The sequence below is a fragment of the Streptomyces sp. NPDC015220 genome (assembly GCF_043079345.1).
Taxonomy (GTDB): domain Bacteria; phylum Actinomycetota; class Actinomycetes; order Streptomycetales; family Streptomycetaceae; genus Streptomyces.
The window spans coordinates 479602-501023 of the sequence record NZ_JBIBUK010000003.1 but is presented as its reverse complement, the minus strand read 5'-3'; the positions used below and the strand labels follow the sequence as shown (position 1 = coordinate 501023).

Genomic DNA, 21422 nt, shown 5'->3' with positions numbered 1-21422 from the left:
CCGGCGGGCGGCCCCGGGCGGCCCGTCCTCGCCGGGCGCAAACGAGGGGCGCGGCGTTCGACCGCCGCGCCCCTCGCCGTCACCGCCCGTTCCGCTCTCAGGAAGCCGCGGTCCGCAGGCCCTGTACGTCGATCTGTTCCGTCTCGTCGTGCGCCGTCAGGTCGATGACCTGGCCCACCGCCCGCTCCTCGGCGCCGGCCGGCTTGTACTGCGACTCGGCCTCGGCCTTGTGCAGCGCGAGGGCCTCCTGGCCCACGACGTCGGCCAGGTCCTCGTTCTGGACGGCCTCCAGGGCGGCCGGCGGCGCCCCCTTCTTCGTGCCGAAGAAGTCGAACCCGCCCTCGACCGACGGTCGCCGCTCGGGCGCGCTCGGCACCACGGCCACCGCGGTCGGCACCGTGAAGTGGCCGGCGGGCCGCCGCACGGGCCCGGCCGGGGCGGCGGCCGTGGCCGACTCGTCCGATTCGCCGGCCTCGGCGGCCTCGGCGGCCTCGGCGGCCTCGGCGGCCGGGGCAGTGTCCGTCGGCTCGGTCCGGCCGGCCGCCTCGGACCGCGCCTCGGGTCCGTCCTCGCCCACGGGGCGCGCACCGGAGTCGAGGTCGGCCGCGGCGACGGAGTCCGCCGTGGTCGCCGGCTCGGCCGCCGGACCGGCGTCCTGCTCGGCGGCCTGCTCGCGAGCCGGGCCGCCGTCCGCGTCGAACCGCGCCAGCGCCGCCCGGGCCCGCCGGAACAGCTCGGAGCCCGCCGGGGAGAACACCGCGGGGACCGCGGCCGCCGGCTCCTCGGCCGCCGGCCGCTCCGCTGACGCGGTGTCCACGGCACCGGCGCTCACGGCCTCCCGGCCGCCGGTCCGCGACTCTCCGGCCCGCGACTCTCCGGCTCGCGACGCCGCGGGCGCCGCGGGTGCGGCCGGCAGCGCGCGGGGGCCGGGCGCCGCCTCGATCTCCAGCAGGCGGCGGCCCTCCAGGGCACTCGCCCGCTCGGTCTCCGCCGTGGCGTACCGCCGCAGCAGCGCCGCGTGCTCGTTGCGCAGGCCCGTCAGCTCGGTCCGCCTGGCCCGCAGCTTCTGTTCGAGCCGGACGCGCAGTTCCCGCGACTCCTCGAGATCGGACTCGAGTTCGGCGACGCGTTCCTCGAAGCGCCACTCGTCGCTCGCCCGCGCGCGCGTGAGGTCGGCGACCTGCCGGCCCGCCTGGGCGTCCCAGCGGCGCATGACGAGCGCTCCGGCGACCGCCGTCACCGCGGCGGCCGCCGCGAGCGTGCGCAGCAGGGCCGGCGCCGTGAACAACCAGGGGCCCAGCGCGCAGACGAGGGAGACGCCGGCGACCGCCGAGGGCGGCAACAGCCTGTGCAGGGGAGGGGAATGGCGGTGACGTCCACGTGGCATGGCCAGAAACTTACCGCGCGTAGGCGAAACATGGGCGCCCGCCCCGCAAAAAGGCGGCCGTACCGAAACCTTCACTTCGCAACAGGAGTTCATCCTCCACCGCCGCTCCGAGTTCCGGCCGCTCACCACTCGGAGTTCCGGTGCCGCACGGCAGGAGTTCCGGCGTCGTACCACTCCGAGTTACGGCGTGGCACACGGCCCGACTTCCGTCCGAGTTCCGGTGCTTTTCCCGCCGCTCATCGAACAAGATCATTTTCAACGGTCGCTCAGCCGCCCGCTGAGCCACTGGAGCGTCGCCGGGATCTCGCGCTTCCAGGTGTTGAAGTTGTGGCCGCCGCTGGGCAGGATGATCGACGCGATACGGGTCCTGTTCGTCGCCTTGACCGCGTCGATGAACTTCAGGGTGGACTTGTAGTCGCTCTCGCCCTGCTTGCTGCTGGTGACGAGCAGGGAAGTGTCGGGAGCGGGCAGGTGCTTGATGCTCCACAACAGGTCGGCACGGTTCTTCAGATTCTTCTTGCCGTGGAAGAGATCACCCGTCGTGGGGTCGATCGGCGCCTTGAAGTACGGCGACAGTCCCGCGCCGGCGGCGTACACGTCCGGGTGGTGCATGGCGAGTTTCAGCGCGCAGTAACCGCCCGTGGAATCACCGACGATGCCCCAGCTGCCCGGCTTCTTGCCGACCCGGTAGTGGGCGAGCACGGCGTCGGGCAGGTCCTTGGCGAAGAACGACTCGGTCTGCGGCCCGCCCGGGATGTCCACGCACTCCGTGTCGCGCGGCGGCGCCACGGTCGGGCGCAGCATCACCAGGATCATCGGCTGCATCCGCCCGTTCTTGGCCAGCTCCTGCGCCGTCCGCGGGTAGTTGAGCTTGCTGACGAGCGCCTGGGTGGTGCCCGGGTAGCCGGTGAGGACGACGGTGGCCGGGAAGGTGCGCGTGCGGTACTGCGGCTGGAAGTACTCGGGCGGCAGGTATATCAACGCCGGCGAGGCGATGTGCGTGGTACGGCCCATGATGTCGACCTTCTGGATCTGGCCGGTCAGCTGGGGCCTGGCACCGTTGGCCACCTGCACCTGCTGGGTGCCGACCACCTGGAGCGGGCCGCCGGGACCGCCGTTGGCCGAGTGGTCTATGACGACACCCTGGTCGGTCTCCTGTCCGAACAGGTCCGCCCAGCTCGCGTAGAAGCCGAACGCCTGATTGGCGAGGAGGCCCACGCAGGCGAAGATCGCGGTCTGGGTGGCCAGCAGGATGCCGACGCGGCCGCTGACGGCACGCCAGTTGCGGCGCGCCAGGCGTGGCCACAGCCACACCGTGGCGACGAACAGCAGCACGGCGAACACAACCGCCAGTACCAGCACTCTTTTGCTCGTGAGACCCATCGGCTCTTTCCTGCCTGTACTTCCCGCCCGGGCCGTCCCCCCGCCGTCTTGGCGAGAGCTTGCCCCGGGCTTTCCCTGGCCTTTGACCCGGATTTCCGGCGGGGAGTGAACCTCTCTCCCCTAGACACCGTCCTAGAGGGCGCAATGTCGCCGGATGCCCGATCGGCACCGGATTCAAGGTCTCTCGCAGAACTACGGGATGCGATGTCTGTCAGGATAGATGGGGAAATGTCGGACGGGGTTCCGAGTCGATCAGGTCGGGTGCGACGGATCCTCCGCGGCCCCCGCCCCGAGGCCGTCCCCACGCTGATCGGCAGGGCCTGCGCGGTCGTCGGCCTCCTGGACATCGCCGCCGGCGTCTTCCCGCGCTTCCGGCACAGCCGGATGCACGCCATGGTCGAGGTGCTGCCGGGCTCCTTCGGCCCGTTCGTGGCGGCCCTGTCGCTCAGCGCGGGCGTCCTGCTGCTGCTCCTCGCGCACGGCCTGAGGCGGCGCAAGCGCCGGGCGTGGCGGGCCGCCGTGGTGCTGCTCCCGGCGGGCGCGGCAGCGGAGTTCGTCTACCGGCACTCCGTCGTCGGAGTCATCATCTCACTCGCGCTGCTGGCGCCGCTCCTGGTCCACCGCAAGGAGTTCGCGGCCCTGCCCGACCCGCGCAGCCGGTGGCGGGCACTGGCCAACTTCGTGCTCATGAGCGCCGGTTCGGTGGCCCTCGGGATGCTCATCGTGAGCATCCATCCGCACCGCATGGTCGGCGACCCCAGCGTGGCCGACCGGCTGACCCACGTGGTCTACGGCCTGTTCGGCTTCGAGGGCCCGGTCGACTACCAGGGCAGCACCTCCTGGACCGTGGCCTACTCCCTCGGCGCGCTCGGCTGGATCACCGCGGTCACCACCGCATACCTGGCCTTCCGCCCCGAACACCCGGCCGCGCGGCTGACCGAGGAGGACGAGTCCCGGCTGCGCGCCCTGCTGGCCAAGCACGGCCGCCGGGACTCCCTGGGCCACTTCGCGCTGCGCCGCGACAAGGCGGTCGTGTTCTCCCCCAGCGGCAAGGCGGCGGTGACCTACCGGGTCGTCTCCGGCGTGATGCTCGCCAGCGGCGACCCGATCGGCGACGTCGAGGCCTGGCCCGGCGCCATCGAGCGCTTCATGGACGAGGCCAGGGCCCACTCCTGGACGCCCGCCGTCGTGGGCTGCTCCGAGACCGGTGGTGAGGTGTGGACCCGGGAGACCGGACTGGACGCCCTGGAACTCGGTGACGAGGCGGTGGTCGACGTCGCGGATTTCTCGCTCGCCGGACGCGCGATGCGCAACGTCCGCCAGATGGTCAAGCGCATCGAACGGGCCGGCTACGAAACCCGGGTGCGGCGTATCCGTGACCTCGGCGACGCCGAGCTGGAGCGCATCCGGCGGGCCGCCGAGGACTGGCGGGGCACGGACACCGAGCGCGGTTTCTCCATGGCCCTCGGCCGCATCGGCGATCCCTCCGACGGCGACTGCCTCATAGCCACCGCCCACAAACAGGACGACGAGCCGGGCGAGTACGGCGACCTGAAGGCGATCCTGCACTTCGTGCCGTGGGGCACCGACGGTGCGTCCCTGGAGCTGATGCGGCGCGACCGCTCGGCCGACCCCGGCATGAACGAGCTGCTGATCGTCGCCACGCTGCAGGCCGCTCCCAAGCTGGGCGTCCAGCGCATCTCGCTGAACTTCGCGATGTTCCGCTCCGCGCTGGCGCGAGGCGAGAAGATCGGCGCGGGTCCGGTGCTGCGCGCCTGGCGCGGGCTGCTGGTGTTCCTCTCCCGCTGGTTCCAGATCGAGTCGCTGTACAAATTCAACGCCAAGTTCCAGCCCCGCTGGGAGCCGCGGTACATCGTCTACCGCGCCTCGTCCGACCTCCCGCGCATCGGCTTCGCCACCATGCAGGCGGAGGGGTTCGTCGACCTCGCCCTGCCGATGCCGCGCTTCCTGCGCCGCCGCCGGGCCACCCGGCGCCCCTGCGCGCACGCGATGACCGACCGGGACGTCCGCGCGGCGTAGCCCCGGACGAATCCGCTCCGGCGCACGGCGGACAGCGCGCCGGAGCGGGCGCCCCGGCGGACTTCTGCGCGGCCCCGGCGGCCGGGAGCCGCGCCCGTCGAGCCCGGCCACGACCGGGGCCCCGCCGGGCGGGGACCTCGGTTCTCCCGAGGCCGGTTCCCGTACCCGGGAACACCGCCCCGGCGCGCGGCCGGCCCCGTCTGAGGGCCGCCGGCCGACCCGGGACGATCCGCCCCTTCGGGCCGCTGCGGGTGCTCGGGCCAAGAGCGTCACGCCGGCACCCTGGGCCTACGCTGAACGTATGAGCAACCAGAGCGGGCGCGGCCGAGTGGCGGGCCTACCGGCATGGGACCGCTGCGCGGTCATGGGGGTCGTGAACGTGACCCCCGACTCCTTCTCCGACGGCGGCCGCTGGTTCGACACGACCACCGCCGTCAAGCACGGGCTCGACCTGGTCGCCCAGGGCGCCGACCTGGTCGACGTCGGCGGCGAGTCCACCCGTCCCGGCGCCGCCCGCGTCGACGAGGCCGAGGAGCTCAGACGGGTCGTCCCCGTCGTCCGCGGTCTCGCCGCGGAGGGCGTCACCATCTCCGTCGACACCATGCGCGCCCGCGTCGCCGAGCAGTCGCTGGCGGCGGGCGCCGCTCTCGTCAACGACGTCAGCGGCGGCCTCGCCGACCCGGCCATGATCCCCGCGGTCGCGGAGGCGGGCGCCCCCTTCGTCGTCATGCACTGGCGCGGCTTCCTGGAGGGCGGCAACGTCCAGGGCGTCTACGCCGACGTCGTCACCGAGGTCGTCGACGAACTGCGGGCGCGCGTGGAGGCCGTTCTGGAGGGCGGCATCGCCCCGGACCGGGTCGTCCTCGACCCCGGTCTGGGCTTCTCCAAGGACGCCGGGCACGACCTCGCGCTCCTGGCCCACCTCGACCGCCTGCTCGGCCTGGGCCACCCCGTCCTGGTCGCCGCCTCCCGCAAGCGGTTCCTCGGCCGGGTCCTGGCCGGCCCGGAGGGCGCGCCCCCGCCCGCCCGCGAGCGCGACGCCGCCACGGCGGCCGTCTCCGCGCTCGCGGCGCAGGCCGGCGCCTGGGCGGTCCGCGTGCACGAGGTGCGCGCCACGGCGGACGCGGTACGGGTCGCCCGCGCCGTGGAGCGGGCCCGCGGCGAACGGCGGGACGAGCGGCCCGGCGAGCCGATCGCCCCGTCCGGCGGCGCCCGGACCGCGAAGGACCCCGCACGCTCTCCAGAAGGAGCCCGGTGAGCGCCCCCCACATCGACGTCGAGCAGGTCGAGGCCGCCAACACCACCTACTACGAGACACTGGAGCGAGGTGACTTCGAGGAACTGTCCTCGCTCTGGCTCACCCCCTCCGACCTGGGCGTCGACGAGGAGTACCACGATCCGGCCGACACCGGCGTGGTCTCCTGCGTGCACCCCGGATGGCCGGCGCTCACCGGCCGCGGCGAGGTGCTGCGCTCCTACGCGCTGATCATGGCGAACACCGACTACATCCAGTTCTTCCTCACCGACGTGCACGTCTCGGTCACCGGCGACACGGCCCTGGTGACCTGCACGGAGAACATCCTCAGCGGCGGCCCCGCCCCCGGCGACGGCGACGAGCTCGGCCCGCTGGTCGGACAGCTCGTGGTCGCCACCAACGTGTTCCGGCGCACCCCTGCCGGCTGGAAGCTCTGGTCCCACCACGCCTCCCCCGTTCTGGCCGAGAACGGCGGTGCCGAGGATGACGACACCCCCGCCTGAGCGGGTAGGCACGTGGCACGAACGCGACCGGGTGCCGCGAGTGGCGGGAATCACGGTTCGGGGGGCGCGGGCTGCCGCCACCTCGCGAGCAACCGGGTTCTCCAGGGGAAACGCGCGGTGAACCCTCCCGGACCCGGCCGACGCCCCGCCCCCGCGGCCCGGCGTTGTCGGTGCCCGCAGGTAGATTCGTTCAGGACCGGTGTGCCGCCCGCACGCGGCAGGCACTGGCCGTCACCGACGATTGCAGGAGTGATTCGCGTGGATCGTGTCGCGCTTCGCGGCCTGAAGGCCCGCGGGCACCACGGGGTGTTCCCGAAGGAGCGCGAGGAGGGGCAGACCTTCCTCGTCGACCTCGTCCTGGGCGTCGACACCCGGCCGGCCGCGGCCGACGACGACCTGGCCAAGACCGTGCACTACGGCATCGTGGCCGAGGAGGTCGTCGCCGTGGTGGGCGGCGAGCCCGTGAACCTCATCGAGACTCTGGCCGAGCGCATCGCCCAGGTGTGTCTGAAGCACGAGGGGGTCCGGCAGGTCGAGGTCTGCGTCCACAAGCCGGACGCCCCGATCACGGTCCCCTTCGACGACGTGACCGTCACCATCACCCGGAGCCGAGTATGACCGCACCTTTCACCCAGGGTCCGACCGATCCGACCGTACAGCCGGTGCCCGCCTCCGTCGTCGAGAAGGTCGACGCCGCCGACACCACCCTGCAGAACCCGAAACGCGCCGTGCTCTCCCTCGGCTCCAACCTCGGCAACCGGCTGGAGACCCTCCAGGGCGCCGTCGACGCCCTGGAGGACACGCCCGGCGTGCGCATCAAGGCGGTCTCCCCGGTCTACGAGACCGAGCCGTGGGGAGTCGAGCCCGGCTCCCAGCCGTCGTACTTCAACGCGGTGGTGATCCTGAAGACGACGCTGCCGCCGTCCTCCCTCCTGGAGCGCGCGCACGCCGTCGAGGAGGCCTTCAACCGGGTCCGGGACGAGCGCTGGGGGCCGCGCACCATCGACGTGGACATCGTCGCCTACGCCGACCTCGTCTCCGACGACCCGGGGCTCACGCTCCCCCACCCGCGCGCCCACGAACGCGCCTTCGTCCTCGCTCCGTGGCACGACGTGGATCCCGACGCCCAGCTGCCGGGCCGCGGACCGGTGGCCGATCTGCTGGCCTCCGTCACCCGTGCGGGCGTCGAACCGCGCCGGGACCTGGAACTCCGGCTGCCCGAGTAGTCGTTAAGGTCTAGTGCCGCGGCAGGCAGCGTCCGCCCGTCAGCAAGCGGCGTCCGGCGCGTGCTCCGGGGTCCCCCGCTCGAAGGGGGCGGGGAGTGCCGGATGTCGCCACGGGGCAGACGTTCGCCTGTTACGGCACCAGACGACGTACGGCCAGGCCCGACCCGCGACCGGGTCCGCCGGGCCGCCCACGCCCGACCACGGTCCGGGGGAGCTGAAGGGACACCGTGAAAGAGCTGCGCATCAGGGTGCTGGTCGGCGTATTCGTCGTGGCCGGAGTGCTGTCCTGGGCGGGCGCCCGCCTGTGGAACTCGGTGGGGACACTGCCCAGCGTCCCCCTGGCCGCTCCCGTCGTCCTGGCCCTGATCGCCGCGGTCCTGCTGTCCACCGCGCTCTCGCTGCGCGCCCGGCTCAAGGCCCAGCGCGAGCGCCGCCCCGGCGCCAAGGGCGTCGACCCTCTGATGGCCGCCCGCGCGGTCGTCTTCGGCCAGGCCAGCGCCCTGGTCGCCGCCCTCGTCGCCGGCATGTACGGCGGCACGGGCGTCTTCCTGCTGGAACTGCTGGACATCCCCGCCCGCCGCGACCAGGCGATCTACGCCGCCCTCTCGGTCCTGGCCGGCGCCGCGGTGATAGCCGCGGCCCTGTTCCTGGAACGGGTCTGCAAGCTCCCCGAGGACGACGACCAGGACCGCAGCGGCGCGGAACCCGTCGCCTGAGTCTCCCGGAGCCGTCAGCGCGCCATGATGAGGCTCATCGCCTCGTTGCGCGTCGCCGCGTCCCGCAGCTGACCGCGCACCGCCGAGGTGATGGTCTTCGCACCGGGCTTGCGGATGCCCCGCATGGACATGCACATGTGCTCGCACTCGATGACGACGATGACGCCACGCGGCTCCAGGATCTCCATCAGGGAGTCCGCGATCTGCGTGGTGAGCCGTTCCTGCACCTGCGGACGGCGGGCGTACACGTCCACGAGCCGGGCCAGCTTGGACAGACCCGTGATCTTGCCGCTGCTGGACGGGATGTAACCGACGTGGGCGACCCCCCGGAAGGGGACGAGGTGGTGCTCGCAGGTCGAGAACACCTCGATGTCCTTCACCAGCACCATCTCGTCGTGGCCCAGGTCGAAGGTCGTCGTCAGGACGTCCTCGGGCTTCTGCCACAGGCCCGCGAATATCTCCCGGTACGCCCGCGCGACCCGTGCCGGCGTGTCCAGCAGGCCCTCACGGTCCGGGTCCTCGCCGACCGCGATGAGGAGCTCGCGCACGGCGTTCTGGGCGCGCTTCTCGTCGAACTCGCCGATGGTGCCCTCGCCGTCCAGCGTCACGGGGTCGGTCATGTGATGCCTCGTTCCTGTCTGTCTCATGCGGACATGCGAAATGCCGCGCCCCACAGGCTAGAACCAGTGGGGCGCGGCATCCATTCCGGGGCCGGTGGGCTCCGGTCAGCTCTCCGGGCGGTCCTCCGGGGCCTGCTCCGTCGCCGGGGCGGACTCCGTGGCAGTGGACTTCACGGTGCTGATCGCCGCCGTCGCGCCGTTGGCCCCGTTGGTGAGGGCCAGCTCCTTCGGGGAGAGCACCGGCGGGCGGGTGGACGGGGTACGGCGGGAGGAGCCGGTCCAGGCGGGCCGCGGCGGACGCTTCACGATCGGCGCGAAGATCTCCGCGATCTCCTCCTTGCCCAGGGTCTCCTTCTCCAGGAGGGCCAGGACGAGGTTGTCGAGGACGTCGCGGTTCTCGACCAGGATCTCCCAGGCCTCGTTGTGCGCGTTCTCGATGAGCTTCTTGACCTCCTCGTCCACCAGCGCGGCGACCTCTTCCGAGTAGTCGCGCTGGTGAGCCATCTCACGTCCGAGGAACGGCTCGGTGTTGTCGCCGCCGAACTTGATGGCGCCCAGGCGCTCGGTCATGCCGTACTGCGTGACCATCGCGCGGGCCGTGGAGGTGGCCTTCTCGATGTCGTTCGCGGCGCCCGTGGTCGGGTCGTGGAAGACCAGCTCCTCGGCCGCGCGGCCGCCCAGCATGTACGCCAGCTGGTCGAGCATCTCGTTGCGCGTGGTGGAGTACTTGTCCTCGTCCGGGAGCACCATGGTGTAGCCGAGGGCCCGGCCGCGGGACAGGATCGTGATCTTGTGGACCGGGTCGGAGTTCGGCGAGGCCGCCGCGACCAGGGCGTGGCCGCCCTCGTGGTACGCGGTGATCTTCTTCTCCTTGTCCGACATGATCCGGGTCCGCTTCTGCGGGCCCGCGACCACGCGGTCGATCGCCTCGTCCAGCATCTTGTTGTCGATCAGCTTCTGGTCGCTGCGGGCCGTGAGGAGCGCGGCCTCGTTCAGGACGTTCGACAGATCGGCGCCGGTGAAGCCGGGGGTGCGGCGGGCGACGGCGGCCAGGTCGACGTCGGGCGCGACCGGCTTGCCCTTCTGGTGGACCTTGAGGATCTCCAGCCGGCCCTGCATGTCGGGGCGGTCGACCGCGATCTGCCGGTCGAAGCGGCCCGGGCGCAGCAGCGCCGGGTCGAGGATGTCCGGGCGGTTGGTGGCGGCGATGAGGATCACGCCGCCCTTGACGTCGAAGCCGTCCATCTCGACGAGCAGCTGGTTCAGGGTCTGCTCGCGCTCGTCGTGACCGCCGCCGAGGCCGGCGCCGCGGTGGCGGCCGACCGCGTCGATCTCGTCGACGAAGACGATCGCCGGGGCGTTCGCCTTGGCCTGCTCGAACAGGTCGCGGACCCGGGAGGCGCCGACGCCGACGAACATCTCGACGAAGTCGGAACCGGAGATCGAGTAGAACGGGACGCCGGCCTCGCCCGCGACGGCGCGCGCGAGCAGGGTCTTGCCGGTGCCGGGCGGGCCGTAGAGCAGCACGCCCTTGGGAATCTTGGCGCCGACGGCCTGGAACTTGGCCGGCTCCTGCAGGAACTCCTTGATCTCGTGGAGTTCCTCGACGGCCTCGTCCGCGCCGGCCACGTCCGCGAAGGTCGTCTTCGGAGTGTCCTTGGTGATGAGCTTGGCCTTGGACTTGCCGAAGTTCATGACCCGGGAGCCGCCGCCCTGCATCTGGTTCATCAGGAACAGGAAGACGACCACGATGAGGACGAAGGGGAGCAGGGAGAGCAGGACTCCGACGAAGGCGTTCTGCTTCGTCGGGGAGACCGTGTAGCCCTTCGGGATCTGCTTGTCCTGGAACTTGGTCTGCAGCGTGCCGGCGATGGTCACGCCCTGGTCGCCGATGTAGCTCGCCTGGATCTTCGAGCTGCCTTCGACCTTCTGGCCGTCCTTGAGCTCGACCTTGATGGTCTGCTCGTCGCCGGTGGTCAGCTTGGCCTGCTGGACCCGGTTCTCATTGATCGCCGCTACGACCTGGCCTGTGTCCACCGTCTTGTAGCCGCCGGACGAGCCGACGACCTGCATCAACACGACCACGGCAAGGACGGCCAGCACGATCCACATGACCGGCCCACGGAAGTATCGCTTCACGTCCATCCATACGGAGCGGTGCCGCCCCGTCCCTCCTGCCATAGTGAGTTTGATAAGACAGTTCTTCTGACGGTACCCCAGCGGTGCGGCTCGAAGCCGCACAGGAGAGCCGGCGTTCCCGTCTGCATGCTCCAACGGCTCCGGGGCCGCCGGGGTTCCCGATCAACGTACGGGGCCGTGACCCACGGGGTCAGCCGCCGTAGACATGGGGGGCGAGCGTACCGACGAACGGCAGGTTGCGGTACTTCTCCGCGTAGTCCAGGCCGTAGCCGACGACGAACTCGTTGGGGATGTCGAAGCCGACCCACTCCACGTCGATGGCGACCTTCGCGGCGTCCGGCTTGCGCAGCAGCGTGCACACCTTGAGGGAGGCGGGCTCACGGGAGCCGAGGTTGGAGATCAGCCAGGACAGGGTCAGCCCGGAGTCGATGATGTCCTCGACGATCAGGACGTGCCGGCCCTTGATGTCGGTGTCGAGGTCCTTGAGGATCCGCACGACGCCGGAGGACTGGGTGCCCGCGCCGTAGGAGGACACGGCCATCCAGTCCATGGTGACGGGGGTGGACAGTGACCGCGCCAGGTCGGCCATGACCATGACCGCGCCCTTGAGCACGCCGACGATCAGCAGGTCCTTGCCCGCGTACTCCGCGTCGATCTTCGCCGCCAGCTCCGCCAGCTTCGCGTCGATCTCTTCCTTGGTGATGAGCACCTGCTGAAGGTCGGCACCCATGTCTTTCGCGTCCACCCGCATCACTTTCGGTCGGTCGTCCCACCGGCTGTCCGCGGCCTTCCCCACCGGGGAGGCCGGCCGCCCGGCACCTCCCCCGGAGGGGAGACCGGAGCCTCCCCCGGAGGGAGGATTCAGCCTTGCCGAATCACCAGTCTGCCACCCTGCCGCTGGGCGACGACTTTGCCCGGGAGGTTGATGGCCCCCTGACCGCGCCAACCGGTGATCAGCCGGTCCACTTCCTCGATGTGGCGGGCGAACAGGGAACCGGCCGGGGCGCCCGCGTCGATGGCGGCGCGGCGCAGGACGCGGCGGCGCACGGCGGGCGGCAGGACGGACAGCTTGGCGCACTCCAGCAGGCCGGCGTCGTCGCGGACGGCGGCCTCGGCCTGGCCGGCCCAGGCGTCCAGGGCGTCGGCGTCGTCACGGGAGAGCTGGGCGGTGCGGGCGAGGGCTTCGACGACTCCCTTGCCGAGGGCCTTCTCCAGGGCGGGCAGCCCCTCGTGGCGCAGCCGGGACCGGGTGTAGGCGGGGTCGGCGTTGTGCGGGTCGTCCCAGACGGGCAGGGACTGGACCATGCAGGCCTTGCGGGCGGTCTGCCGGTCGATGTGCAGGAACGGGCGCCGGTAACGGCCGCCGGCCCCCGAGACCGCGGCCATGCCCGACAGCGAGCGGATGCCGGAGCCGCGGGCCAGGCCGAGCAGCACGGTCTCGGCCTGGTCGTCGCGGGTGTGGCCGAGCAGGACCGCGGCGGCGCCGAGGCGTTCCGCGGCGGAGTCGAGGGCGGCGTAACGGGCGTCCCGGGCGGCGGCTTCCGGACCGCCCTCGCGGCCCACCGTCACGGCGAGGGCGTCGACCGGGTCCAGACCGAGTTCGCGCAGCCGCTGGGCGACCTCGCCGGCGCGCAGGTCGGAGCCGGACTGCAGGCCGTGGTCGACGGTGACGCCACCGGCCCGGACGCCCAGCCGGGGGGCCTCGAAGGCGAGGGCGGAGGCGAGTGCCATGGAGTCGGCGCCGCCGGAGCAGGCGACGAGGACGAGCGGGGACGTCGCCCGTCCGTGGCCGTCCCGCGGACCGGGCGCGGGGCGTGCGGCGGGCCACCGGCCGCGGCCGGGGGTCGGCACGCCGAGCGGCGGCTGCCCGAGGTGCTGCGCCGCCCGCGGGCCCGGCGCGGCGTGCTGCGGCCGGGCGCCGTACGCCGCCTGCGCCGCGGGCGCGGTCCGCGGTTCGGGGCGGGGCGGCCCGACGGCGGGCGCGGTCTGCTCGTCGAGGATGTCTTGGAGGACGCGGCGTACCGCCAGGCGTATCGCCGCGACCGCAGGATGGGGACCCATGTCCGGTTCCCTTCACGGAGTCTTTCGGGGGGTGAGCCCGAGATCGGTCACTCAGAGTATGTCGATGGTGACAGAAACGGGCCGTTCCCCGAGCATCGCACGCCTACCCCTCGCCTACGGTCCCTCGGACGGGTGATTGGAGGGGCGTTCGCCTGCCGTCGGCCGGATTCGGTTCACCCCGTCCGTACACGAGTTCCTCACTCGGCCCTGCGGTGCACCCGCGCGACCCAGTCCGCCGGTTTGGCGATCTCCGCCTTGGTGGGGAGGGTGTTCGGAGAGGTCCAGACCCGGTTGAAGCCGTCCATGCCGACCTGTTCGACGACCGCGCGCACGAACCGCTCGCCGTCGCGGTACTGGCGCAGCTTGGCGTCCAGGCCCAGCAGCTTGCGCAGGGCGCTGTCCAGCCGTGAGGCGCCCTTGGCGCGCCGCTGCTGGAACTTCTCGCGGATCTCCGCCACGGTCGGCACGACGTCGGGGCCGACGCCGTCCATGACGAAGTCGGCGTGCCCCTCCAGCAGGGACATGACGGCGGTGAGCCGGCCGAGGATCTCCCGCTGCGCCGGGGTCTGCACCAGCTCGACGAGGGACCGGCCGCCGTCGTCCTCCTCGCCCTCGGGACGCCCGCCCACGAGCGACTGGGCGGCGTCCCGGATGCGCTCCAGGAACGCCATGGGGTCGACGTCGGTCTCCGAGAGGAAGGACTGGATTTCGCCCTCGAGGTGGTCGCGCAGCCAGGGCACCGCGGTGAACTGGGTGCGGTGCGTCTCCTCGTGCAGGCACACCCACAGCCGGAAGTCGTGGGGCTGGACGTCGAGTTCGCGCTCCACGTGGACGATGTTCGGGGCGACGAGCAGCAGCCGCCCGCCCCCGTTCCCGCCTGCGGGCAGCTCGCGGGTGGCCGGGGCGAAGGTCTCGTACTGGCCGAGCACCCGGGAGGCCAGGAAGGACAGCAGCACGCCGAGTTCGACGCCGGTGACCTTGCCGCCGACGGCGCCGAGCACCGCGTTGCCGGGGCTGCCGCCGCGCCGCTGCTGCATCTTGTCCAACAGGGGTTTCAGCAGCTCGCGGAAGCCGGCGACGTTGGCCCGGACCCAGCCGGGGCGGTCGACCACGAGGACGGGCGTGTCGTGGGTCTCCTGCGTACCCAGACGGGTGAAGGCACGGACGTGTTCCTCCGAGACCTCGGCGTGCCGGCGCAGTTCCGCGACGACCGCCCGGGCCTCGTCGCGGCTCACCTCGGGTCCCGGCCTGACCAGGCGGGTCGCGGTCGCCACCGCGAGATTCCAGTCGACCATCCCGGGACTTGCCGCACCACCGATGCTCGTCATGCGTCAACGGTACGTGAGCGCCGCCGCTTGGGGCAGGCCGTGGCGGCGGGCGTGGGCGTCCTTCGTCCGCCGCCGCGGCCCGTCGCCGTGCCGGGCGCGCACGCGGGCGGGCGGGCCGGGCGCCGGACGGCGGGCCGGGCGCCGGACGGGCGGCCGTCCGGGTCCCGGACCACGCCTGCCGGGCCCGGGCGGCGGCGGGTGGAGTGCGGCTCCCGGCGGTGGCCGGCCGCGCCCCTCGGCGGCGGGCGCTCTCGGGACGCCGGGACGCCGGTGGCCGGCCCGCCGGGGGCGACGCTCGGTGGAGCCCCGCACGGCGGCCGGCTCACGACGTCACGACGGGCGACCGGTCACGGCGCCCCGCGCCCCGGTGGGTCCGCGGGGGCCGGTGGCGGTGGTCAGCGGTGGTCGCAGCCGCAGGCCGCCAGCGCGGTCGCCGTCCTGTCCAGGGCGGACTGGGCGGCCTGCGGGTCCGTCGTGCCCTCGGTCAGGAAGGCGAAGGCCAGCAGGCGTCCGTCGCGGTCGACGGCCGTGCCGGCCAGCGTGTTCACGCCGGTGAGCGTGCCCGTCTTGGCGCGTACGATCCCGGCCGCGCCGTCCGAGGTGTAGCGGTCGGCGAGGGTGCCGGTGAAGCCGGCCACCGGCAGTCCGGTGAGGACCGGGCGGAGTTCGGGGCGGGCGGGGTCGGCGGCGGCGCGCAGCAGTGCGGTCAGCAGGTCCGCGGTGAGCCGGTCGGCACGGTCCAGGCCGCTGCCGTCGTGGAACGCCGCGCCGGTCAGCGGCAGGCCGAGCAGCTTCAGCCGCGCGGCGATCGCCCGGGCGCCGCCGGCGAAGTCGGGGCGTTCGCCCGTCGCGGCGGCGGTCTGGCGGGCCAGTGCCTCGGCGATGTCGTTGTCGCTGTTGGTCAGCATGCGCTCGACCACGTCGGACAGCGGGGGCGAGGACACCGTCGCGAGGGTCTGCGCGCGGCCGGTGGCCTTGGACGGGCCGGGGTCGGAGACCTTGATGCCGTAGCCGGCCAGGAAGCGGCCGAAGGCGCGGGCGGCGTCGGCCGCCGGGTCGCCCACCCGGGGGGCCGGGCCGCTGGTCGAGCCGTCGGTGCGGGCCTCGTCGGCCGTCAGGGCGGTGACCCGGGCCAGGTTGTCGTTGACGCCGATGGGGTGCAGGCCGGAGCCGGCGTACAGGGTGGTGTCGTACGACAGCGTCACCTCGCTCAGCCCGCGCTCGGCCAGGGCCGCCGCCGTGTAGTCGGCCAGGGTGCGCAGACTCGCCCATCCCCGGTCGTCCTCGCGCGCGGTGAGCGTGGGGTCGCCGCCGCCGACCAGGACGAGTTCCCCGGTGTCGGGTTCCAGTGCGGCGCGGGTGGTGAAGCGGTGGTCGGGGCCGAGGGCGGACAGCGCGGCGGTGGCGGTGGCGATCTTGGTGGTGGAGGCGGGGGTGAACGCCCGGTCGGCGTCACGGCCGTACAGCCGGCTGCCGGAAGCCACGTCGACGACCACGGCCGAGTGGCCGGTGCCGAGGGCGGTGTCGGCCAGCAGCGGGTCGAGGACGTCGCTCAGGGCCGCCGCGCCGGCGGCCGGCCGCACGGGGGCGGCGGTTCCGTCGAGGCCCATCAGGACCGCGGCGGCGCTGGGCGCGGGCGCCGGTCCGCCGACGGAGGCGTCGGACGTGTCGGACGTATCGGAACCGCGACCGTGATCTGCGCCACCCGCGTGCTCCAGGGCGGCGGCCCGGTACCGCTCGGCCGTACGCTGACCGGTGGAGTCCCAGGGACCGGCGGCGGTCACCACACCGGCGGCCAGCGCCAGTCCGGCGGTGGCGGCGCCGGCGGTGTACCGCCAGGTCCTCGGCCGTGCCGATCGCGGTCCGGTGCGTCCCGTGAGCCGTGCTTTCCACGGCCGCACGGACCGCGCGGCCCGTGCGAGACGCGGCCGTACGGACCGTGCGGCCGAGGTCAGACGTGGTCGCGCGGCCCGCGCCAGGCGTGCCAGCCGCGGTCCCGCGGTCCGCCAGCCCCTCAGCTCCGGCACGACCACCAGCCCCTTTCGCGATCACACACCTGCGTGAGGGACACTTAATCACCAGAACTATGTGCTGATCATGGAGGAGCCACCGGTGGAGTTCGACGTCACGATCGAGATCCCGAAGGGTTCGCGGAACAAGTACGAGGTGGACCACGAGACCGGTCGTATCCGCCTTGACCGTCGACTCTTCACTTCGACCAGCTACCCGGCCGACTACGGCTTCGTCGAGGACACCCTCGGCGAGGACGGCGACCCGCTGGACGCGCTGGTCATCCTGGATGAGCCGACCTTCCCGGGTTGCCTCATCAAGTGCCGCGCCATCGGCATGTTCCGGATGACGGACGAGGCCGGCGGCGACGACAAGCTGCTGTGCGTGCCCGCGTCCGACCCGCGCGTGGAGCACCTGCGGGACATCCACCACGTCTCGGAGTTCGACCGGCTGGAGATCCAGCACTTCTTCGAGGTCTACAAGGACCTGGAGCCCGGCAAGTCCGTCGAGGGCGCCAACTGGGTCGGCCGCTCCGACGCCGAGGCGGAGATCGAGCGTTCCCGCAAGCGCTTCCAGGAGCAGGGCGGTCACTGACCGTTCGACGCCCGCGGGCCGCGTGCACCCCACGGGGGTGACGCGGCCCTTTGGCATGCCGGGGGGCGTTCCCGCGCATACTGAGGCATACGGAAGGTGTCGTTCAGGGAGCATTGCCCAGTGACGGATGCGGAGGACCGCAAGCCGCAGTCGGACGAGGCGAGGAGCGCGTTCAAGCCTCCTACGGGGTCCTCGGTGACGCAGGCGACGCAGGTGATCCCGGTGCCGAAGGCGGCCCCGGTCGCGCAGGCGACCCCGGCGGTCGACAACGAGTCGTCCACGACGTCCGAGTTCGCCGTCCCGCGGGGGCTGGCCGTGCCCAGGGCCGGCGGCGAGTCCGAGACGACCTCCGAGTTCGCCCTCCCGGACGGCCTGGAGGTCCTCGAGCCGCCGGCCGCCGAGCCCGAGGGCTCGGCGTTCAGCACGCCCAGCACCTACAACGCCCGGCAGGCGCCGGCCGCCTTCACGCCGCCGAGCGGCGTCCCGGCGGTCAGCCTGACCAAGGACGTGCCCTGGCAGGACCGCATGCGCACGATGCTGCGCATGCCGGTCACCGAGCGGCCGGCGCTGGAGCAGGTGCACAAGGCGGAGGAGGGCGGCCCGGCCGTCCCGCGCGTGCTCGATCTGACCCTGCGCATCGGTGAGCTGCTGCTCGCCGGCGGCGAGGGCGCGGAGGACGTGGAGACGGCGATGTTCGCGGTGTGCCGCTCCTACGGCCTGGACCGCTGCGAGCCGAACGTCACCTTCACCCTGCTGTCCATCTCCTACCAGCCGTCCCTGGTGGACGACCCCGTGTCGGCCTCCCGGGTGGTGCGCCGCCGCGGCACCGACTACACCCGGCTGGCGGCCGTCTACCGGCTCGTCGACGACCTGAGCGACCCGGAGGCCCACGTCTCCCTGGAGGAGGCGTACCGGCGGCTGGCGGAGATCCGCCGCAACCGGCACCCCTACCCGGGCTGGGCGCTGACCGGCGCCGCCGGGCTGCTCGCGGGCGCGGCCTCCGTGCTCGTCGGCGGCGATCTGATCGTGTTCGTGGCGGCGGCGGTCGGCGCGATGCTCGGCGACCGGCTGGCCTGGCTGTGCGCGGGCCGCGGGCTGCCGGAGTTCTACCAGTTCACGGTCGCCGCGATGCCGCCGGCCGCGATCGGCGTCGCGCTCACGGTGGCCCACGTCGACGTGAAGGCGTCCGCGGTGATCACCGGTGGGCTGTTCGCGCTGCTGCCCGGACGGGCACTGGTGGCCGGTGTCCAGGACGGCCTGACCGGCTTCTACATCACCGCCTCGGCGCGCCTGCTGGAGGTCATGTACTTCTTCGTCGGCATCGTCACCGGGGTGCTGCTGGTGCTGTACTTCGGCGTGAAACTGGGCGCCCAGCTCAACCCCGACGTGGCCCTGGGCGGCAACGCACAGCCGGTGCTCCAGATCGTCGCCTCGATGCTGCTGTCGCTGACCTTCGCCGTGCTGCTCCAGCAGGAACGGTCCACCGTGCTGTGGGTGACGCTCAACGGCGGGGTCGCCTGGGTGGTGTACGGCGCGATGCACAACGTCGGCGACATCTCGCCGGTGGCGTCCACGGCGGTCGCGGCGGGACTGGTGGGTCTGTTCGGGCAGCTCCTGTCCCGCTACCGGTTCGTCTCCGCGCTGCCGTACACGACCGCCGCGATCGGGCCGCTGCTGCCGGGTTCGGCGACCTACTTCGGCCTGCTGGCGATCGCGCAGAACCACGTCGACAAGGGCCTCGTGTCACTGGCCAAGGCGGTGTCGCTCGCCATGGCCATCGCGATCGGGGTGAACCTGGGGTCGGAGATCTCCCGGCTCTTCCTGCGGATCGGCTCCGCCGGGAAGCGCCGGGCGGCCAAGCGGACGAGGGGTTTCTGACGGGGAGCGCCCCCGGACTCAGGGGGCGCGGTACCGGCCCCCGTCGCCCGGATACGGCTGCTGGTTCGGGTCGTACTCGCCCTGCTGGTCGCCGTAGGGCTGCTGCGGGTACTGGTGCGGCTGGGGCTGCTGCTGGTACGGCTGGGGCTGCTGGTACGGCGGCTGCGGCTGGTGCTGCGGCTGCGGCTGCGGCTGCGGCTGCGGCTGCTGGGAGTACTGCTGCCGCGGGTACTGCTCGCCCTGGTACTGGTGGTCCCCGTCCTGCCGCTGGGGCCCGCCGTAGCCGTGCTGTCCGCCCTGGGGCGCGTTCCGACCGCCGTACGGCTGCTGCGGCTGTTCCCGGTGCGTCGGCTCGATGCGGCGCAGGCGGGTCGTCGAGTCGTCCATGACCGGCTGCCGGCCCGCCGGCTGCTGGAACGCGGGCTGGTACGGCTGCTGCTGCTGCGGCTGGCGCGGGTACTGCTCGCCGGCCGGGGCGGCGGGCTCGGGGTTCTTCCTGGCCTTGGAGCGGGCGCGCAGGAACTCGATGGCGATCGGCACCACCGAGACCAGGACGATCAGGATGAGGATCGCCTCGATGTTCTCCTTGACGAAGGCGATCTTGCCGAGCCAGGAGCCGAGCAGGGTCACGCCCGCGCCCCACAGGACGCCGCCGATGACGTTGAAGGTCAGGAACGAGCGGTACCGCATGCCGCTGACACCCGCGATGATCGGCGTGAACGTGCGCACGACCGGCACGAAGCGGGCCAGGACCAGGGACTTCGGGCCGTACTTCTCGAAGAACTCGTGCGCCTTGGTGACGTTCTCCTGCTTGAACAGGCGGGAGTTCGGGCGATTGAAGAGGGACGGGCCGACCTTCCTGCCGAACATGTACCCCGCCTGGTCGCCGAGGACGGCGGCGAGGCAGATCAGGGCGATCGCCGCCCAGAGCGGGAAGTCCATCTGGTGCGAGGTGATCAGCAGACCGCAGGTGAACAGCAGGGAGTCGCCCGGCAGGAAGAAACCGATCAGCAGACCGGACTCGGCGAAGACGACGAGGAGCAGGCCCCAGATGCCGAAGGTGTCGAGGAGGTAGTTCGGATCCAGCCAGCTCGGGCCGAGGGCAAGCGTCGTCACGGTACCGGGCTCCTGAGGGGGTGAGGAAGGACGGCGGCGGTTCGCCCCCGTGGTACTGCCGCACAACGTATCAACGGATGGTGTACGGCCCAGGTTCCACGGGCTCCCGCGGAGCGCGCTGTGGGCCCGCCGGGTCCGGGCTGTGAGCCGCGGGCGTCGAGCACCGAGGCGGCGGGCGGGCCGCCGGGACCGGTGCGGGGCGCCCGGCGGTCCCCGGAGACCGGAGGCGGCGGCGAGCGCCGGCCCGGCGGCCGCCGGCCGCCGCCGCGCCGCGTGCGCCGGTGAGGGCGCCGCACCGTCCCGGACACCGGCGGGGGCGCCGTCAACCCTCGTGACGGGCGGCGTTGGCGAGGATCGCCTCCTTCAGGTGCTCGGCGAGCCCCGGCCGGACGGAGTCGTAGAACGCCTTGAAGCGCTCGTCGGCGACGTACATCTCCCCGAGGCACCGGTGCATCTCATACGGACATTCGAAGAACCATGTGCCGATGTGCCGGCGGTGCTCCTCCGCCAGGTCCATGGCCGCCTCGGCGGCCGGCGGCCCGCCGGCCGCCACCAGCGCGGCGTAGCGCCCGCTCCAGTCGTCGACCTCGGCCTGGATGCGCTTCCAGTCCTCCTTCCCGTAGCGGGCGGCCCGGCGCTGCGACTCGGCGTACGCCTCGGTGCCTCCCCAGCGCTGCTCGGCCTCGTCGGCGTACTGCTCGGGGTCCTTGTCGCCGAAGACCTCGAACCGTTCCTCGGGTGTGAGATCGATGCCCATCCTGCGTGCCTCCATGGCGTGCTCCACGGCCGCGGCCATCCTCTGCAGCTTCTCGATCCGGGCGGTCAGCACCTCGTGCCGGCGGCGCAGGTGCGCGCGCGGGTCCGCGTCCGGGTCGTCGAGCAGCGCCGCGACCTCCTCGAGCGGGAAGCCGAGCTCCCGGTAGAACAGGATCCGCTGCAGCCGGTCGAGGTCGGCGTCGCTGTAGCGCCGGTGGCCCGCGCGGCTGCGCTCGCCGGGGACGAGCAGGCCGATGTCGTCGTAGTGGTGCAGGGCGCGCACCGTCACCCCGGCGAATCCGGCCACCTGTCCGACGGAATGGCTCACTTCCGCTCCCTTCTCGGTCGGTACGCCCACCACGGTCCGCCCTCACGTGGCGTGAGGTGCAAGTCCGTTCCCCGTCCGGTGT

General features: G+C 72.7%; 18 protein-coding genes. 8 read left to right on the top strand and 10 right to left on the bottom strand.

Going from position 1 to position 21422, the window contains the following annotated elements; translation table 11 throughout:
• Positions 1 to 97: 97 nt before the first annotated feature.
• Together ACF061_RS11345 and ACF061_RS11340 are read right to left on the bottom strand one after the other, a co-directional pair.
• The gene (locus ACF061_RS11345; RefSeq protein ID WP_392266582.1) at positions 98 to 1387 is read right to left on the bottom strand and encodes a hypothetical protein; all 1290 of its coding nucleotides are present in this window, start codon (positions 1385 to 1387) and stop codon (positions 98 to 100) included.
• A gap of 255 nt (positions 1388 to 1642) precedes the next feature.
• Positions 1643 to 2770, bottom strand: a complete 1128-nt coding sequence (locus tag ACF061_RS11340; RefSeq protein WP_392266581.1) for an alpha/beta hydrolase — start codon at positions 2768 to 2770, stop codon at positions 1643 to 1645.
• Between the two features lie 228 nt (positions 2771 to 2998).
• Here ACF061_RS11340 and ACF061_RS11335 point away from each other — a divergent pair, with 228 nt between their 5' ends.
• From ACF061_RS11335 to ACF061_RS11310, 6 genes are all read left to right on the top strand, one after another.
• Positions 2999 to 4810, top strand: a complete 1812-nt coding sequence (locus ACF061_RS11335; protein WP_392266580.1) for a phosphatidylglycerol lysyltransferase domain-containing protein — start codon at positions 2999 to 3001, stop codon at positions 4808 to 4810.
• A 301-nt stretch (positions 4811 to 5111) separates the two neighbouring features.
• Positions 5112 to 6068, top strand: coding sequence for a dihydropteroate synthase (gene folP, locus ACF061_RS11330; protein WP_392266579.1), 957 nt, complete (start codon positions 5112 to 5114; stop codon positions 6066 to 6068).
• Complete coding sequence (locus ACF061_RS11325) at positions 6065 to 6568, top strand: nuclear transport factor 2 family protein (protein WP_392266578.1); 504 nt, start codon at positions 6065 to 6067, stop codon at positions 6566 to 6568. Before folP ends, ACF061_RS11325 begins: the two co-directional genes overlap by 4 nt.
• Before the next feature lie 258 nt (positions 6569 to 6826).
• Complete coding sequence (gene folB / locus ACF061_RS11320) at positions 6827 to 7186, top strand: dihydroneopterin aldolase (protein WP_392266577.1); 360 nt, start codon at positions 6827 to 6829, stop codon at positions 7184 to 7186.
• The gene (gene folK / locus ACF061_RS11315) at positions 7183 to 7794 is read left to right on the top strand and encodes a 2-amino-4-hydroxy-6-hydroxymethyldihydropteridine diphosphokinase (protein ID WP_392266576.1); all 612 of its coding nucleotides are present in this window, start codon (positions 7183 to 7185) and stop codon (positions 7792 to 7794) included. The genes folB and folK overlap by 4 nt, the downstream gene beginning before the upstream one ends.
• 227 nt (positions 7795 to 8021) lie before the next feature.
• A complete protein-coding gene (locus tag ACF061_RS11310; RefSeq protein ID WP_392266575.1) occupies positions 8022 to 8510 on the top strand; it encodes a DUF3180 domain-containing protein in 489 nt (162 codons plus the stop codon).
• A 14-nt stretch (positions 8511 to 8524) separates the two neighbouring features.
• Here ACF061_RS11310 and folE read toward each other — a convergent pair whose 3' ends face one another.
• The 6 genes from folE to dacB form a co-directional block, all read right to left on the bottom strand.
• Positions 8525 to 9130, bottom strand: a complete 606-nt coding sequence (gene folE, locus ACF061_RS11305) for a GTP cyclohydrolase I FolE (RefSeq protein WP_392266574.1) — start codon at positions 9128 to 9130, stop codon at positions 8525 to 8527.
• A 105-nt stretch (positions 9131 to 9235) separates the two neighbouring features.
• The gene (gene ftsH / locus ACF061_RS11300) at positions 9236 to 11275 is read right to left on the bottom strand and encodes an ATP-dependent zinc metalloprotease FtsH (protein WP_392266573.1); all 2040 of its coding nucleotides are present in this window, start codon (positions 11273 to 11275) and stop codon (positions 9236 to 9238) included.
• Positions 11276 to 11459: 184 nt separating this feature from the next.
• Positions 11460 to 12020 (bottom strand): hypoxanthine phosphoribosyltransferase, encoded by a 561-nt coding sequence (hpt, locus tag ACF061_RS11295; protein WP_392266572.1) that lies wholly within the window; start codon positions 12018 to 12020, stop codon positions 11460 to 11462.
• 110 nt (positions 12021 to 12130) lie between these two features.
• On the bottom strand, positions 12131 to 13330 hold the full coding sequence (gene tilS / locus ACF061_RS11290) for a tRNA lysidine(34) synthetase TilS (protein WP_392266571.1): 1200 nt from the start codon (positions 13328 to 13330) through the stop codon (positions 12131 to 12133).
• A gap of 197 nt (positions 13331 to 13527) precedes the next feature.
• Positions 13528 to 14658: a zinc-dependent metalloprotease gene (locus tag ACF061_RS11285; RefSeq protein ID WP_392266570.1), complete on the bottom strand. Its 1131-nt coding sequence runs from the start codon at positions 14656 to 14658 to the stop codon at positions 13528 to 13530.
• 395 nt (positions 14659 to 15053) lie between these two features.
• The gene (gene dacB, locus ACF061_RS11280; protein ID WP_392266569.1) at positions 15054 to 16691 is read right to left on the bottom strand and encodes a D-alanyl-D-alanine carboxypeptidase/D-alanyl-D-alanine-endopeptidase; all 1638 of its coding nucleotides are present in this window, start codon (positions 16689 to 16691) and stop codon (positions 15054 to 15056) included.
• A gap of 79 nt (positions 16692 to 16770) precedes the next feature.
• Here dacB and ACF061_RS11275 point away from each other — a divergent pair, with 79 nt between their 5' ends.
• Together ACF061_RS11275 and ACF061_RS11270 are read left to right on the top strand one after the other, a co-directional pair.
• Positions 16771 to 17262: an inorganic diphosphatase gene (locus ACF061_RS11275; RefSeq protein WP_009189868.1), complete on the top strand. Its 492-nt coding sequence runs from the start codon at positions 16771 to 16773 to the stop codon at positions 17260 to 17262.
• Between the two features lie 120 nt (positions 17263 to 17382).
• On the top strand, positions 17383 to 19140 hold the full coding sequence (locus ACF061_RS11270) for a threonine/serine exporter family protein (protein WP_392266568.1): 1758 nt from the start codon (positions 17383 to 17385) through the stop codon (positions 19138 to 19140).
• A gap of 18 nt (positions 19141 to 19158) precedes the next feature.
• Here ACF061_RS11270 and ACF061_RS11265 read toward each other — a convergent pair whose 3' ends face one another.
• The gene (locus ACF061_RS11265) at positions 19159 to 20256 is read right to left on the bottom strand and encodes a DedA family protein (RefSeq protein ID WP_392266567.1); all 1098 of its coding nucleotides are present in this window, start codon (positions 20254 to 20256) and stop codon (positions 19159 to 19161) included.
• A gap of 322 nt (positions 20257 to 20578) precedes the next feature.
• The gene (locus ACF061_RS11260) at positions 20579 to 21340 is read right to left on the bottom strand and encodes a MerR family transcriptional regulator (RefSeq protein ID WP_392266566.1); all 762 of its coding nucleotides are present in this window, start codon (positions 21338 to 21340) and stop codon (positions 20579 to 20581) included.
• Positions 21341 to 21422 lie beyond the last annotated feature (82 nt).

What these genes read in the sequence shown, in the direction of transcription:
- ACF061_RS11345 (WP_392266582.1), bottom strand. Translation starts at nt 1,387, where the DNA reads ATGCCACGTGGACGTCACCGCCATTCCCCTCCCCTGCACAGGCTGTTG.
- ACF061_RS11340 (WP_392266581.1), bottom strand. Translation starts at nt 2,770, where the DNA reads ATGGGTCTCACGAGCAAAAGAGTGCTGGTACTGGCGGTTGTGTTCGCC.
- ACF061_RS11335 (WP_392266580.1), top strand. Translation starts at nt 2,999, where the DNA reads ATGTCGGACGGGGTTCCGAGTCGATCAGGTCGGGTGCGACGGATCCTC.
- folP (WP_392266579.1), top strand. Translation starts at nt 5,112, where the DNA reads ATGAGCAACCAGAGCGGGCGCGGCCGAGTGGCGGGCCTACCGGCATGG.
- folK (WP_392266576.1), top strand. Translation starts at nt 7,183, where the DNA reads ATGACCGCACCTTTCACCCAGGGTCCGACCGATCCGACCGTACAGCCG.
- folE (WP_392266574.1), bottom strand. Translation starts at nt 9,130, where the DNA reads ATGACCGACCCCGTGACGCTGGACGGCGAGGGCACCATCGGCGAGTTC.
- ftsH (WP_392266573.1), bottom strand. Translation starts at nt 11,275, where the DNA reads ATGGACGTGAAGCGATACTTCCGTGGGCCGGTCATGTGGATCGTGCTG.
- hpt (WP_392266572.1), bottom strand. Translation starts at nt 12,020, where the DNA reads ATGCGGGTGGACGCGAAAGACATGGGTGCCGACCTTCAGCAGGTGCTC.
- tilS (WP_392266571.1), bottom strand. Translation starts at nt 13,330, where the DNA reads ATGGGTCCCCATCCTGCGGTCGCGGCGATACGCCTGGCGGTACGCCGC.
- ACF061_RS11285 (WP_392266570.1), bottom strand. Translation starts at nt 14,658, where the DNA reads ATGACGAGCATCGGTGGTGCGGCAAGTCCCGGGATGGTCGACTGGAAT.